The organism is Pandoraea sp. PE-S2T-3 (genome assembly GCF_002179965.1).
Lineage (GTDB): Bacteria > Pseudomonadota > Gammaproteobacteria > Burkholderiales > Burkholderiaceae > Pandoraea.
On record NZ_NGUQ01000012.1, the window covers coordinates 42,617 to 57,054 of the forward strand.

The window sequence follows — 14,438 nt, forward strand, 5'->3', positions numbered from 1 at the left end:
AATCCATATATAAATCGAAGTTCCACCCATGAAACAAAAATCGCATTCGAGCGAGGGGCCGTGCCATGGATCCGTTGAGTGACGTCTTGAGTGATGTTCGGGCGGACGCCGTGGTCACCGGGCGATTTACGTTCGGTGCGCCATGGTCATTGCGAAAGCCTGCGCTCGATGGTGTGCCGTTTCGCACGGCACTGGGCGCGCCCTTCTATCTCGTCGTGGCCGGGATGCCGCCAGTGCGCGTCGAGCCGGGCGATTGCGTGCTGTTGCCGCATGGGCACGAGCACGTGATGTGTTCGTCGCTGGACGAGACGCCGGTGGTCTTTGAGCAAATGATGTCGGCGCAGGGCATCGCGCCGCGATTGGACACGCCGTTGGCGTTTCGGGCCGGGGGCACCGGCGCGGTGAGCGAGTTGTACACCGGGGTGGTGATGTTTCGGGAACGTGTGAAAAACCCGTTGCTGGTGTCGTTGCCGCCGTTGATTCACATCCGAGCGGGCGACCCCGCCGTGCCCGCCCTCCTGACGACGACACTCGCCGGATTCATCGAAGAGTCGATGCAGCGCGGGGCAGGCTGGCGCGTGGCGGTGGCGCGCCTTGCGGATGTGTTGTTCGTGCAGATATTGCGCGCATATCTGGCGTCGAGTGGCGGGACGAGTACGCACTGGCTGCGTGGCATGACAGACCCGCAGATGGGCCGGGTGATTGCCTCGATGCACGAGACCCCGTCGCGACCGTGGACGGTGGAGCAGTTGGCAGGCATCGCGGGCATGTCGCGATCCCGGTTCTGTTTGCGGTTCAGGGAGTTGGTCGGGGAGTCGCCGATGTCGTATCTGACCACACACCGGATGTACATGGCGGCGGAGCGATTGGCGGGCGCCGGGGCGAGAGTGGCGGACGTGGCCGACGCAGTGGGCTACGCCTCGGAGAAAGCCTTCACGAGAGCTTTCCGGCGGTGTTACGGACTCCCGCCGCGCGAGTATCTGCGCAGTTGTGAGCTAGGCCACTAAAAATAAAAAGCGGGCGGCGCGTCAGCGACCGGCCGCGCAGGCAAAAGCACAGGGGTTTTCCCGTCTCTGGACGAACGGCGACCTTTTCGGGTCGGCCGGCCGTTGTTCGGCATTTTTCTCGTTGTGAGAATTCAATCGCCATCCGAAGGCGCGCGCCAAAGCGCGTCGATGCGAGTGGCGAGTCACAACGGGAGAGTCAATGGAATTCCAGCTCAACGGGCGGCCGTTCGTTTTCGAGGGTGAAGACGACACGCCACTACTGTGGGTCATCCGCGATGCCGCGGGGCTGACCGGCACCAAATACGGATGCGGTATCGGCGCGTGCGGCGCCTGCACCGTGCATCTCGAAGGCGTCGCCACGCGCACCTGCGTGCTGCCGGTGTCGGCCGTGGCGGGCAAGCGCATCACGACGATCGAGGCGCTGTCGCCCACGCGCTCGCATCCGATCCAGCAGGCCTGGATTGCCAAAGACGTACCGCAATGCGGCTACTGTCAATCGGGCATGGTGATGGCGGCCGCCGCGCTGCTCGACAAGCATCCGCACCCGACCGACGCGCAGATCGACGAGGCCATGACCAATCTGTGCCGTTGCGCGACGTATCACCGCATTCGGGAGGCCATCCATGCCGCTGCTAAACGCTGATCGCACTGCGCAAGGTGAGCGCAACATGCCGAAGGTGAACGATATCGCCGAGGGCACGACGGCAGTTGCATCGCCCTCACGCCGTCAATGGCTCAAGGGGATGACGCTGGCCACCGGCAGCCTGCTGATTCCGATTTCCGCGTCGTGGGTGGCGAGTCCGGAAGCGCGTGCTGCGACCGGTGAATCGGCGAGTCAGCCGGGCGATCACCTGATCGAAATCAACGACTGGATTCGCATCGACGCCGACGGTACGACGGTGCTCGGCCTGTCGCAATGCGAGGTCGGGCAGGGCGTGTACACCGGTCTGCCGCAAGTGCTTGCCGACGAACTCGATGCCGACTGGCGACGCGTGCGGGTGGAATTCGTCACCGCGCGTGACGCGTATCGCACGGCGGCGGCCAACGAGGCGTTGCAGCAGTTCGTGGGCGCCTCGATGAGCGTGACGCTCTTCTACGAACGTCTACGCATCGCCGGTGCACAGGCGCGAGAGGCACTCGTGAGCGTAGCGGCGCAACGCCTTGGCGTGCGCACCACCAACTGCGTCACGCGCGAAGGCCGGGTGATTCATCCGCAGTCGGGACGCTCGCTCGGCTATGGCGAGTTGGCCGCCGACGCCGCGAAGCTGCCGCTCAATCCGCATCCGCACCTGAAGACGACGGCCGCGCATGCCCTGATCGGCAAGCCGATGCAACGCCTCGATTCGCCGTCGAAAGTCGATGGCTCCGCTGTCTTCGGCATCGACGTCAAGGTGCCCGGCATGCTCATCGGTGCCGTGCGCATGGCGCCGACCTCCGGCGGTACACCGCTTGCCGTCAAAAATCGCGACGACATCAAGGCGCGCAAAGGTGTGCATGACGTCGTGATCGCCAAAGACGCGATCATCGTGGTGGCCGACGACTACTGGCGTGCCAAGAAAGCCTGCGACGGCCTCGACGTCGAATGGAAGGCGGGCGCGGCGGCCGACAGCGCCACCATTCTTGCCGAGCGCCGCGCCGCACTCATCCACGGCAAACCCGGCATCGCCACGGACATCGGCGATGCGCCGGGATTGATCGCCGCCGGCGGCAAAGTCGTCACCGGCGAGTACCACACGCCATACATCGTGCACGCGACCATGGAGCCCGTGAACGCGACCGTGCACGTGCGCAAGGATCGCGGCGAGATCGAAGTCTGGGGCCCGATTCAGGGGCAGGACAAAGTGCGCTGGGCGCTCGGTGGCATCTTCAAACTGCCGCCCGAAAAAGTGACCGTGCACACCACCTTCCTCGGTGGCAGTTTCGGGCGCAAATACGTGCCTGACTTCGTCATCCATGCGGCGGTGGCGTCCGCTGCCGTAGGGCGTCCCGTCAAAGTGATTCGTTCGCGCGAAGACGACACGCGGCACGGGTTCTATCGGCCCTGCGCGTCCGGGCGGTTTCAGGCCGTGTTGGGTGATGACGGCCTGCCGCGTGCCATGCAGTTGCGTGTGGCGGGACAGTCGCTCTACAACGTCATCAAGAAGGAAAACTACGAGAAGGCGGGCTACGACGAGACCATGCTCGACGGGCTATACGATCTCGCCTACGCCGTGCCGAACCTGCGCGTCGAAGGCGTCGACGTGCCGCAGCCGAACATTCCGGTGAGCTTCATGCGCTCGGTCGGTTCGACGTCCAGCGTGTTTTTCCTTGAGAGCTTCATCGACGAAATGGCCGAAGCGGCCGCCATTGACCCCATCGTCTATCGCAAGCGCCTGCTCAAACACGATGCGCTCGCGAGTGCCGTGATCGACACCACGGTCAAGGCGGCCGGCTGGCAGTCGCCAGCGAAACCCGGTGTGCATCGCGGCTTCGGGTATTGCACTTATACCGGGCGGGGGGCGGCGTTCTCCACTTACGTTGCGGTCGCGCTGGAGATGCGCGTCGTGAACGATCGTTTCAAGATCGAACGCGTCGTGTGTGCCGTGGACTGCGGCCGCGCGATCAATCCGAATCTGATTCGCGCCAACATCGAAGGCGGCATCGGCTTCGCGTTGACCAACACATTCAAGAGCCAGATCACGTTTGCGAACGGTGGCGTAGAGCAAAGCAACTTCGGCGACTACCCGCTGCTGTATCTCGTCGAGATGCCGAAGATCGAGACCGTGATCGTGCCGAGCGACCGGCCGCCGCAGGGCTGCGGGGAAGTCTCGCTGCCGCCGATGGCCCCCGCAGTGGCCCAAGCGATCCGGCGTGCTACGGGCGTGCGGCCACGCGCGATGCCGTTGCCGCAGACCGTTGCCGAGGCGCGTGCACTGGCGGGCGACGCTGCCCCCGGCGCAAAGGGTCGCGCGTAATGGATGTCCTCGATGCCGAGGTGCTCGACGCCGTGGCGCGCTGGCAGGCGCAAGGCGACGACGTGCTGCTCGCGACCGTTGCCCGCACGTGGGGCTCGGCCCCACGTCCGGTCGGCGCGATGATGGCGCTCGGTGCACGTGGCCGGGTCGCCGGTTCCGTGTCGGGCGGTTGCATCGAGGACGATCTGCTTGCGAAAGTGGCCGATGGCTTTCGCCCGGGGCGATGCCCGCACGTGCAGACCTACGGACTCACTGCCGACGAAGCGCATCGGTTCGGCTTGCCGTGTGGCGGGACATTGGAACTGATCATTGAAGCCGTCACAGAACGCAGCGCTCTCGAAGCGATGCGCGCGGCGATCAACGCGGGCCAGCTTGGCACGCGCGAACTTGATCTACGCACCGGGGAGGCACGCGTACGCCTCATCAGACAGCCCGCTGCATTCGCTTACACGCCTGCCAGACTCACCGTGCCGTTCGGGCCTCGCTGGCGCATCATCGTCATCGGCGACGGGCAACTCACGCGGCATCTCACGGCCATGGCGGTGCCGCTGGGTTATCAGGTCGTGATCTGCGATCCGCGCGACATTCACGATATTCACGGCGGCGGTGATGGCGGTGGCGGCGAACACAACACGCCAACGCCCCACGTCACGCGTGTGAGCGAAATGCCCGACGACCTCATCGTGCGTTTGCGACCCGACGGCAACACGGCCATCGTGGCGCTCACCCACGACCCGAAGCTCGACGACATGGCGTTGCTCGAAGCGCTCAAATCCGACGCGTTTTATGTCGGTGCCATCGGTTCGCACCGGAACCAGTCGTCACGTCGCGAGCGCCTCGCCATGTTCGACCTGACGCCCTCGCAGATTGACCGGCTGTACGGCCCGGTCGGACTGCACCTCGGGGCAAGAACGCCCCCCGAGATTGCGCTGGCCATTCTTGCGGAGATCACCGCGCTTCGCAACGGCACGCTCGGCGACACCACGCGCCGTGTGATGCCTTCGTGTGTTGCTGAATCACCTCCCCCCTCGGTAGTCGCCCATCGCGTTCTCACAAGGAGCGAGAGTCTGCCGGTCTTGTAGTGCCTGACGGACAAGTTGTTTGGAATCCAATATAAAAATTAGGGAATGTCATGAAACACAAAGTCTGGATGGCAATGGCACTTACCGTCGCGGCGGGCTGCGCCAAGGCGGATGGTTTGCAGATTTACGGCATTCTGGACAACAGTCTGGAATACCTCACCAACGCGGGAGCAGGCGCGAACGGCAGCAAGTCATCACTCTTTCGCGTGAGCAACGGCTCGCAGGCGCCGAACCGTTTCGGCTTCAAGGGTTCGGAGGATCTCGGTGGCGGCCTCAAGGCCATCATGCAACTCGAAGCAGGCATCAACCTCGACTCCGGGCAATTGCAGCAAGGCGGACGCATGTTTGGCCGGCAGGCTTGGGTGGGGCTTCAGAATGAGTGGGGCGCACTGACGATCGGCCGCCAGAAGAACCTGATCTACGACGCGTTCCTCGAACTCGATCCGCTGTCGTACTACAGCTACTCGCTGCCTGCGATGGATGCGCAGTTTGCGGGCCGTGCCGACAACTCGATCAAGTACGCGGGCAATTTCAACGGCTTCAAGGTCGCCGGCCTTTTCTCGACCGGCTACGACGCGACCATCGCCAACGGTGCGCAGGTGCCGGGCGAGTGGCGTGTGGGCAAGGAGTACAGCGTGTCGGTCGGCTACGCCAACGGTCCGCTCAACGTATCGCTCGTGTATGACCAGCAGCAGGGCACCTCTGTTGCGACGCAGGGGGCGACTTCGCAACGCGTGGCGGCCGGGGCGAGTTACGCCATCGGCAATTTCAAACCGTATGTCGGGTATCAGTGGTATCTGAGCAATGTGCCCGGGGTCGCGGGGCGCAATGCGCTGTACTACGCAGGTCTGCAATATCGCCCGGTGACGGAGGTCATTCTCTCCGGGGCGATTTACTACAACGACATCTCATCGGCCAATCAGCACCCGTATCTGCTCGCGGCGAATGCGGCATATCTGCTGTCCAAGCGCACGCAACTCTTCGCGGAAGTCGGCTTTTCGCGCAATCAGAACAACTCGAATCTCGGCGTGACCGGATACGGGTTGAGCATCGTGCCGGGCAGCAATCAGGTCGGCGTAGCGGTCGGCCTCGCGCACTACTTCTGAGGTGGCACCGTCACCGCCTCGTAGCGCACGGCTGATCCGGGGGGACAGCCGTGCGGGAAGTGTCGGACGCGCCCGGTGTCAGGCACAGCACCGGGCGCGCGTCTGACCCGGAGGCGACGCTCACGCGAGTTGTATTAATCACAGTTTCGGCAAGAGGGCGCAACGACGATACTTCATTCACCGGCTCACGCAACTCCGCGCAAAGCCAGAATCAAGGAGAAACACCATGCCCGCACTCATGCTCGCCGCCGAATACGCCTTCCAAGGTCTGATCATGCTCTCGACCGCCGCACCGTTCTTTCAATAAGCGAACGGGGGGAGCAGCACCCGGCTGCAAAACGAAAAAGGCCGCTTCGGAGATCACCCGAAGCGGCCTTTTTTCTTTGCGACTTTCGCGAACCGGGGCACGAGACCCCGAGTCGCGAATCACGACAGATCAGTGACGGAAGTGACGCGTGCCCGTCATCAGCATCGCGACATTGCGTTCGTCGGCAGCGGCGATCACTTCGTCGTCGCGCATCGAACCCCCCGGATGGATCACGCAGGTGGCGCCAGCATCGACCACCACATCCAGACCGTCACGGAACGGGAAGAAGGCATCCGACGCCACGGCCGAGCCGGTCAGCGACAGACCGGCGTTTTGCGCCTTGATGCTCGCGATACGCGCCGAGTCGACACGGCTCATCTGGCCTGCGCCCACGCCCAGCGTCATGCCGCCGGCGCAGAACACGATGGCGTTCGACTTCACGTACTTCGCCACGCGCCACGCGAACAGCAGGTCTTCCATTTCCTTCGGCGTCGGATGACGCTTGGTCACCACGCGCAGTTCATGCGGGGCCACGTTCTTCGCGTCCGGCGATTGCACCAGCAGACCGCCACCCACACGCTTGAAGTCGTACTGATTCACGCCATTGCCCAGCGGCACTTCGAGCAAACGCACGTTCTGCTTGGCAGCAAACACTTGCTTGGCGCCTTCCGTGAACGACGGGGCCAGCAGCACTTCCACGAATTGCTTGGCCACCGCCTGTGCGGCCGTCTCGTCGACTTCACGGTTGAAAGCGATGATGCCGCCGAAGGCCGACGTCGGGTCGGTCTGGAACGCCTTCGCGTAAGCGTCGGCCGGCGTTGCCGCCACGGCCACGCCGCACGGGTTGGCGTGCTTGATGATTACGCAGGCCGGGGCGTCGAACGTCTTCACGCATTCCCACGCGGCGTCCGCGTCGGCGATGTTGTTGTACGACAGTTCCTTGCCTTGCAGCTGGCGATAGTTCGCGAGCGAGCCTTCCGGCGTGGTGATGTCACGATAGAACGCCGCGCTTTGGTGCGGGTTCTCGCCGTAGCGCATGTCCTGCACCTTCGTGTACGCCAGATTGAGCGTGGCCGGGTAGGCGGCGCGCTCGTTGTGACGCAGCGACTCGCCGAGGCTCGTCAGGTAGTTGGTGATGGCGCCGTCGTACTGCGCCGTGTGGGCAAACACCTTCGTCGCGAGACGGAAGTTCGTGGTGTAACCCACGGTGTTGTTGTTCGCCTTCATCTCGTCGAGCACCACGGCGTAGTCGGCCGGGTCGACCACGACGGTCACGTCGCGATGGTTCTTCGCGGCCGAGCGCAGCATCGTCGGGCCGCCGATGTCGATGTTCTCGATGGCGTCTTCGAGCGAGCAGTCATCCTTGGCAATCGTCTGCACGAACGGGTACAGGTTCACCACGAGCAGGTCGATCGTCGGGATGCCGTGCTGGTCGAGCGCAGCCATGTGTTCGGGCAGGTCGCGTCGCGCGAGAATGCCGCCGTGCACCTTGGGGTGCAGAGTCTTCACGCGCCCATCGAGCATTTCCGGAAAGCCGGTGTAGTCGGCCACTTCGGTCACCTTGAGGCCAGCGTCGGCCAACAGCTTGGCGGTGCCGCCAGTGGAGAGAATCGACACGCCCTGTGCAGCGAGCGACTTGGCGAAGTCGACGATGCCGGTCTTGTCGGAGACGGAGATGAGAGCTTGCTTGATCATGACGGACGGTAGTGAGGCGGCAAATGAAGCGGCAAAAACGGACAAATAGGGCGGGCAGAAACGTTGGGGCTGACCTCAGCCTTGCACGCGCGCCCCCCGGCGGGGCAGGACAGGTAGCGCGCTCGCATCGATGACACCCGCGCCGCCACCCGTCGCCACGGGCGACTAGAGCAGGCCGTGCTGCTGCAACTTCTTGCGCAGCGTGTTGCGGTTGATCCCTAGATATTCTGCGGCGAGCGACTGATTTCCATCGGCCTTGCCCAGCACGAATTCGAGCAACGGCTTTTCAACGACGGTGACAACCATATCGTAGACATCGTGTGGTACGGCGCCATCCAGATCACGGAAATACGAATCCAGACTGTCGCGTACGCATTGTTCTATGTTTGTTTTGCTCATGCGGCTAATAGCTCCCTCGGCGATTCTTGTTCATAGCAGAGACGGTCCGAGTGCGCCTTCTGCTGTTCGAAAAATTCGTTGACCGCAGCCAACTGGTCTTGCGTGCTGTCCAGCGTGTTCATGCGCTGGCGGAACGTGGCCGCCCCCGGCAGCCCGCGCGAATACCACGCAATATGCTTGCGCGCCGTTCGCACCCCCGTGAACTCCCCGTAGAACTCGTAATGGTCTTCGAGGTGTTCGTTCATGATTTGCTGAATCTCGTCGACGCGCGGCGCCAAGGCGATCTCGCCCGTCGTGAGAAACAGCTCGATGTCGCGGAACAGCCACGGCCGGCCTTGTGCGGCGCGGCCGATCATGATGGCGTCCGCCCCCGTGACATCCAGTACGTGTTTGGCTTTCTGTGCCGAGGCGATGTCGCCGTTGGCGACGATCGGAATACGCGCGGCGGCCTTCACCGCGGCAATCGTCTCGTACTCGGCATCGCCGTGATACAGATCGGCACGCGTGCGTCCGTGCACGGTCAGCATGCTGATGCCGCACTCTTCGGCGATACGCGCGACTGTAAGTGCGTTCTTGTGTTCGCGATCCCAGCCCGTGCGGATCTTCAGCGTGACGGGCACCACGTCGCCCACCGCGCCCACCACGGCCGACACGATGCGCGCGACCAGCGGTTCGTTCTGCAACAGGGCCGAACCTGCGGCAACGTTGCAGACCTTCTTGGCCGGGCAACCCATGTTGATGTCGATGATCTGGGCGCCGTTCTCGACGTTGTAGCGCGCGGCCTCGGCCATCATGGCCGGATCGGCACCGGCGATCTGCACGGAAATCGGCGCCACCTCGCCCGCGTGGTTCGCGCGGCGCATGGTTTTCTCGCTTTTCCAGAGCTGGGCGTTCGAGGCCACCATCTCCGAGACGGCATAACCCGCCCCCAGCCGTTTGCACAGCTGGCGGAATGGCCGGTCCGTCACGCCAGCCATGGGCGCGACGAAGAGGTTATTGCGGAGTTCGTGGGGGCCGATACGCACGATGCAGGGAGTCGCCGGGAAAAAACGAGCATTTTACTGCGAAAACCGGTCCCCGTCGCCTAAAAAATGTGCACGATCACCCGCGTTGCCCGAACATCATCTGGCGGGCGAAGGCCGTCTTGAGCGGCGGCACAAGGTCGAGACTGGCGAGCGCCATGCCGCGCAGCACGGCCACAGGCGCGGCATCGATGCCGAAAACGCGTGGCAGCAGGTCGGTAATGCGGATGGTCATGCCACGGTCGGCACGGCGGCGCCGGGCAAAGGCGGCGAGGGCCGCCGGACCGGGGATGCCGGACGTGCTGCCGGTGCCCGTGGTGTCGGCAGTACCGGCGGTGCTGGCGTGGGGTGCCGTCGTGTTCGGGCTTCGCGCCTCGTGAGTCCCGCGCATGTGGTGCACCAGCGTGTCGGCAAGGTCGAACGCGTCACGCAGGCCCAGATTGAGGCCTTGGCCGGCCACGGGATGCAGTGTCTGCGCTGCGTTGCCGATCGCAGCGACACGCCCGTCGACGACCTGTCCCAGCGCGTTCAGGCCCAGCGGGAAGCCCGCCCGGCCGCTGATCGCCGTAAAACGGCCCATGCGGTCGCCGAATGCGGCGTGCAGTTCGGCGAGGAAGCTCGCGTCGTCCATGCTGCGGCGGCGCTTGGCCTCATCGTGCGAGCAGCACCACACGAGGGCGTAGCCGTGGTCCTGCGGCAACAGCGCCAGCGGTCCGTCGGCCGTGAAGCGTTCCCACGCCCAGCCCGCGCGCGGGCGTTCGCACGTGACAAAACCGACGAGCGCCGTCTGGCCGTAATCGCGCGCCCGGGGACGGGAGGTCTGGCTTTCGAACAGCCCGCCTTCGGCATTGACGGCCAGCGTGGCATGCAAGGTCTCGGCATGATCGTCGGCGGTGGTGCCGAGCGTGATCGTGACCTGTTGCGCGTCCTGACGCAGCGCGATGGCCTGATAGGGGTGGAAGTGATGCAGCCCCGGGGGAAGGTCCCCCGCCGCCAGCGGTGACTGCGGCGAGTGCTCGAACCGCGTGGGCACCTGCGACATGGCGTTATCGAGCGCGCGCATGAGCGCGCCGTAGCGCACCACGTAGCCCAGCGCCGGCACGCCATGCTCGCGAAAATCGATCTCGGTGCTGCCGAAGCGGCGCGCTTGCGATACGTGGATGTGCTGAATCGGCGTGGTGGCGAGGCCCGTATTGGCGCGGGCGGACGACGCGTGGGCAGCATGGGTGGCATGGGCCGGGTGGGGCCACGCCCCGGCTCGCGCCAGAATCTCGCGGCTGCCGTGCGAGAGGGCCAACGCACGAGGGTCGTCATAGCCCGCCTGCGGCCCGCGCGCGTCGATGAGTGCCACGCGCATCTGCGGCGCGCGCTGGGCGAGCAACAGCGCCAACGCCGTGCCAACCGGGCCGGCACCGACGATGGCGACGTCGAAACGGCGCGTGGTCTCAGGAGTCATGTCCGTCGTCATGTCAGAACGCAGGCTGGCGAATCAACCGCGCATGAGCGCTTCGATTTCGTCGGCGTCGACGGGCACGTCGCGGGTGAGCAGCGTGCAGCCGTTCGCGGTGACGACAGCGTCGTCTTCGATGCGGATGCCGATGTTCCAGTAACGCTCGTCGATGTCCGGCGCGGGGCGCACGTAAATGCCCGGCTCGATGGTGGTGACCATGTTCGCCGCGAGCGTGCGCCACGGCCGCTCACCGTTCGGCCCATCTTCGCGATATTCGCCGCAATCATGCACGTCCATGCCGATCCAGTGGCCGGTGCGGTGCATGTAGAAGCGGCTGAACGACTTGTCGGCGATCACGTCGTCGACGCTGCCTGCGGTGTCACGCTTGAGCAGCCCGGTGTCGAGCATGCCCTGCGCAAGCACGCGCACGGCGGCGTTGTGGGGAGCATCGAAGGCGACACCGGCGCGCGTGGCGTCGATGGCGGCCTGCTGCGAGGCGAGCACGATATCGTAAAGCTCGCGTTGCGCAGGCGTGAAGCGCCCGTTCACCGGGAACGTGCGCGTGATGTCCGAGGCGTAGCCGTCGAGCTCGCAGGCGGCGTCGATCAGGCACAGATCGCCGTCGCGCAGCTCGGTGTCGCCCGCGCGATAGTGCAGCACGGTCGCGTTGGCACCCGTCGCCACGATAGAGGTGTACGCCGGGAACTGCGAACCGTGACGGCGGAATTCGTAAAGCAGCTCGGCTTCGAGGTGATACTCGCGCAGGCCAGGGCGCGACGTTTTCATCGCACGCACGTGGCCGTCGGCCGAGATCTTGCCTGCGCGCGCCATGATGTCGATCTCGTGCGCGTCTTTGATCAGGCGCATCTCGTCGAGAATCGCGCGGATGTCATGGGCGGCCGCCGGTGCCGACACGCCGGTGCGGCTCTGCGCACGCACGGTGTTCAGCCAATGGCGCACCTGACGGTCTTGTTGTGCAGAGGCGCCCAGCGCGTAGAAGAGCGCCGGGGTGTCGGCCATCAACTGCGGCAGACGCGTGTCGATTTCATCGATCGGGTAGGCGGCGTCGAAGCCGAACGCTTCGCGTGCCGCTTCGGGGCCGTAGCGAAATCCGTCCCAGATTTCGCGTTCTTCGTTCTTCGCGCGGCAGAACAGAATCGACTGACCGTTGCGGCTATCGAGTACCACGACCGCCTCGGGTTCGGTGAAGCCCGAGAGGTAATAGAAATAGCTGTCGTGACGATAGGGATAGTCGCTGTCGCGGTTGCGTGCCACTTCGGGCGCGGTCGGCACGATGGCGAGACCGCCGCCAGCCTGACGCATTTGCTCGATGGCACGCGCACGGCGGGCACGGTAAGGGGAATCGGTCATCGCGGGCTCCATTCTTGTCGTATTGAGGCGATTCTACTGCCGGGGGTTCAGCGCTGCCGAGTGCGCTCGGATGCTTTCGAGTGCTCCGGGTGCTATCGGGCGCTAACGATGTCGTTCAGTGCCGCCAACTGTGCGGGCGTGCCGATGTTTTCCCACTCGCCGTCAAAGCGTTCGCCCGTGGCGCGGGCGTCGGCAATCGTGCGGTGGTACAGCGGCGTGAGCGCCATGCGCGTGCCCGGGGCAATGCCGTCGAACAGACGCAGGTCGTACAGCGCGATGCTGCCGAAAGTGAGCGGTACGGCGCCGGGCGGAGCGTTCTCGCGCAGGTGCAGACGATCTGCGGCATCGAGCGCGAAGTCGCCCGCAGGATGAAACGGCGGGTTCGGCACCATCACCAGATGCATGCCGGGCTGCGCCTGTGCGGCAAGGCGTGCGGCAGGGGCACGCAGCGTGGCGAAATCGAAATCGGTGAAAAGATCGCCTGCGATGGCCAGAAACACGTTGCCCGCGCCTTCGAGATAGGGGCGCGCCTGAACGATCCCGCCAGCCGTCTCGAGGGCTTCCGCCTCGGCCGAGTAGGTCAGATGCACGCCGAAGCGGCTGCCGTCGCCGAGCGCGGCTTCGATCTGTGCGCCCAGCCACGCGTGGTTGATGACGATGTCGATGTAGCCCGCCCGCGCGAGGGCTTCGATCTGCCAGACGATCAGCGGCTTGCCGGCCACCGGCAGCAACGGCTTGGGCGTGCTGTCGGTGAGCGGGCGCATGCGATCGCCGCGCCCGGCGGCGAAGATCATCGCCTTGAGCGGCATCGGCGCAGGGGTTGCGCTCAGGGGCCCGGCCATCGCAGGCGCCTCAGAACGTGTAGCCGACGTCGACCTGTTGGTCGGTCAGCGTGTCGAGCAGTCGTGCCAGCGGGCGCAGCGGCGCGTAACGCTCGGCCACCTTGCGGGCGTAGTCGATGAAGCGCGGGGTATCGGCCAGATAACGCGGCTTGCCGTCGCGGTAGTTGATACGGGCAAAGATGCCGAGCACCTTCAGATGGCGTTGCAGCCCCATCCATTCGGCCTGACGGTAGAACTCGCCGAAGTCGGCGTCGACCGGCAGCCCGGCCTTGCGCGCGCGTTCCCAGTAATAGGCCAGCCAGTCGAGCTGACGTTCTTCGTCCCAACTGAGGAACGCGTCGCGCATGAGCGAGATCACGTCGTAGGTCAGCGGGCCGTAGACGGCATCCTGAAAGTCGAGAATGCCCGGGCCGGTCGTGCCCGGCAGGCCCGGCATCAGGTTGCGCGGCATGAAGTCGCGATGCACGAACACCTTGGGCTGCGCGAGGGCATTGTCGATGAGCAACTGATTGATGCGATCGAGCGTGGCACGCTGGTCGGCCGTCAGTTCGACTTTCAGATGCTTACCGATGTACCAGTCCGGGAAGAGATCGAGCTCACGCTTGAGCAGCGCGGTGTCATAAGCGGGCAGGACGTCGGCACGCGAGCTTTGCTGCCACACGATCAGCGCATCGAGTGCCGCGCGCATGAGCGGGCGGGCGTTGTCGTCGTCGAGCACGTCGAGGTAAGTCTGGCGGCCCAGGTCGGTGAGCAGCAGGAAGCCTTGGGCGAGATCTTCGGCAAGCACCTTGGGGGCTTGCAGGCCGGCTTCGTCGAGCAATTGCGCGACGTGCACGAAAGGACGGCAATCTTCCTGCGGCGGCGGAGCGTCCATCACGATCAGGCTCGGATGCGCCGGATCAAAGCTGCCGATACGGAAATAGCGCCGGAAGCTCGCGTCCGCCGAGGCGGGCGCCCACTGGGCCATGTCGAGAGAAAACGGCTCGGCCAGCCCTGAGAGCCAGGTGGCAAGCGATTGCAGGCGGGTATCGTCGGATGCGGCGGCGAGCAGGCTGGAAGCCTCGGAAACACTCGTGGGAGCAGTGGGTTGTGCGGTCATGATGGGGGCGGTAAACGTCTTGCCATATAATACCCGATCATGTTTTCCCGACGCCCTGATTCTCGACCTCGATCGACCGTTCCGAATGTCCCGGCAAAGCTGTC

The 14,438-nt window shown here is 64.7% G+C and carries 12 protein-coding genes; 5 read left to right on the plus strand and 7 right to left on the minus strand.

The annotated features are described in order from the left end of the window. Positions 1-65: 65 nt before the first annotated feature. The 5 genes from CDV46_RS08705 (at position 66) to CDV46_RS08725 (ending at position 6,149) form a co-directional block, all read left to right on the plus strand. Positions 66-1,007, plus strand: a complete 942-nt coding sequence (locus tag CDV46_RS08705; RefSeq protein WP_087686409.1) for an AraC family transcriptional regulator — start codon at positions 66-68, stop codon at positions 1,005-1,007. A gap of 199 nt (positions 1,008-1,206) precedes the next feature. Next, positions 1,207-1,650, plus strand: a complete 444-nt coding sequence (locus tag CDV46_RS08710) for a (2Fe-2S)-binding protein (protein WP_058376124.1) — start codon at positions 1,207-1,209, stop codon at positions 1,648-1,650. A 25-nt stretch (positions 1,651-1,675) separates the two neighbouring features. Continuing rightward, on the plus strand, positions 1,676-3,961 hold the full coding sequence (locus CDV46_RS08715; protein WP_087722331.1) for a xanthine dehydrogenase family protein molybdopterin-binding subunit: 2,286 nt from the start codon (positions 1,676-1,678) through the stop codon (positions 3,959-3,961). Then, a complete protein-coding gene (locus CDV46_RS08720) occupies positions 3,961-5,043 on the plus strand; it encodes an XdhC family protein (RefSeq protein WP_087722332.1) in 1,083 nt (360 codons plus the stop codon). The genes CDV46_RS08715 and CDV46_RS08720 overlap by 1 nt, the downstream gene beginning before the upstream one ends. A gap of 50 nt (positions 5,044-5,093) precedes the next feature. Continuing rightward, complete coding sequence (locus tag CDV46_RS08725; protein WP_087686412.1) at positions 5,094-6,149, plus strand: porin; 1,056 nt, start codon at positions 5,094-5,096, stop codon at positions 6,147-6,149. Positions 6,150-6,585: 436 nt separating this feature from the next. Here the strand turns inward: CDV46_RS08725 and purH are convergent, their stop codons facing one another. From purH to CDV46_RS08760, 7 genes are all read right to left on the minus strand, one after another. After that, positions 6,586-8,151, minus strand: coding sequence for a bifunctional phosphoribosylaminoimidazolecarboxamide formyltransferase/IMP cyclohydrolase (gene purH, locus CDV46_RS08730; RefSeq protein WP_087686413.1), 1,566 nt, complete (start codon positions 8,149-8,151; stop codon positions 6,586-6,588). Positions 8,152-8,316: 165 nt separating this feature from the next. Further along, positions 8,317-8,550, minus strand: coding sequence for a Fis family transcriptional regulator (locus CDV46_RS08735; RefSeq protein ID WP_058376120.1), 234 nt, complete (start codon positions 8,548-8,550; stop codon positions 8,317-8,319). Further along, positions 8,547-9,575 carry a tRNA dihydrouridine synthase DusB gene (gene dusB, locus CDV46_RS08740; protein WP_425495508.1) on the minus strand — a complete coding sequence of 343 codons (1,029 nt, stop codon included), beginning with the start codon at positions 9,573-9,575 and terminating at the stop codon, positions 8,547-8,549. The genes CDV46_RS08735 and dusB overlap by 4 nt, the downstream gene beginning before the upstream one ends. A gap of 76 nt (positions 9,576-9,651) precedes the next feature. Further along, positions 9,652-11,028 (minus strand): FAD-dependent monooxygenase, encoded by a 1,377-nt coding sequence (locus CDV46_RS08745; protein WP_441339318.1) that lies wholly within the window; start codon positions 11,026-11,028, stop codon positions 9,652-9,654. 33 nt (positions 11,029-11,061) lie between these two features. After that, complete coding sequence (locus CDV46_RS08750) at positions 11,062-12,393, minus strand: aminopeptidase P N-terminal domain-containing protein (protein ID WP_087722335.1); 1,332 nt, start codon at positions 12,391-12,393, stop codon at positions 11,062-11,064. Between the two features lie 92 nt (positions 12,394-12,485). Beyond that, on the minus strand, positions 12,486-13,235 hold the full coding sequence (gene murU / locus CDV46_RS08755; RefSeq protein ID WP_254915975.1) for an N-acetylmuramate alpha-1-phosphate uridylyltransferase MurU: 750 nt from the start codon (positions 13,233-13,235) through the stop codon (positions 12,486-12,488). Positions 13,236-13,245: 10 nt separating this feature from the next. Next, positions 13,246-14,334, minus strand: a complete 1,089-nt coding sequence (locus tag CDV46_RS08760) for an aminoglycoside phosphotransferase family protein (RefSeq protein WP_087722336.1) — start codon at positions 14,332-14,334, stop codon at positions 13,246-13,248. Positions 14,335-14,438: the final 104 nt, after the last annotated feature.

What these genes read in the sequence shown, in the direction of transcription:
- CDV46_RS08725 (WP_087686412.1), top strand. Translation starts at nt 5,094, where the DNA reads ATGAAACACAAAGTCTGGATGGCAATGGCACTTACCGTCGCGGCGGGC.
- CDV46_RS08720 (WP_087722332.1), top strand. Translation starts at nt 3,961, where the DNA reads ATGGATGTCCTCGATGCCGAGGTGCTCGACGCCGTGGCGCGCTGGCAG.
- CDV46_RS08710 (WP_058376124.1), top strand. Translation starts at nt 1,207, where the DNA reads ATGGAATTCCAGCTCAACGGGCGGCCGTTCGTTTTCGAGGGTGAAGAC.
- murU (WP_254915975.1), bottom strand. Translation starts at nt 13,235, where the DNA reads ATGGCCGGGCCCCTGAGCGCAACCCCTGCGCCGATGCCGCTCAAGGCG.
- CDV46_RS08760 (WP_087722336.1), bottom strand. Translation starts at nt 14,334, where the DNA reads ATGACCGCACAACCCACTGCTCCCACGAGTGTTTCCGAGGCTTCCAGC.
- CDV46_RS08745 (WP_441339318.1), bottom strand. Translation starts at nt 11,028, where the DNA reads ATGACTCCTGAGACCACGCGCCGTTTCGACGTCGCCATCGTCGGTGCC.
- CDV46_RS08735 (WP_058376120.1), bottom strand. Translation starts at nt 8,550, where the DNA reads ATGAGCAAAACAAACATAGAACAATGCGTACGCGACAGTCTGGATTCG.
- CDV46_RS08750 (WP_087722335.1), bottom strand. Translation starts at nt 12,393, where the DNA reads ATGACCGATTCCCCTTACCGTGCCCGCCGTGCGCGTGCCATCGAGCAA.
- CDV46_RS08715 (WP_087722331.1), top strand. Translation starts at nt 1,676, where the DNA reads ATGCCGAAGGTGAACGATATCGCCGAGGGCACGACGGCAGTTGCATCG.
- CDV46_RS08705 (WP_087686409.1), top strand. Translation starts at nt 66, where the DNA reads ATGGATCCGTTGAGTGACGTCTTGAGTGATGTTCGGGCGGACGCCGTG.
- purH (WP_087686413.1), bottom strand. Translation starts at nt 8,151, where the DNA reads ATGATCAAGCAAGCTCTCATCTCCGTCTCCGACAAGACCGGCATCGTC.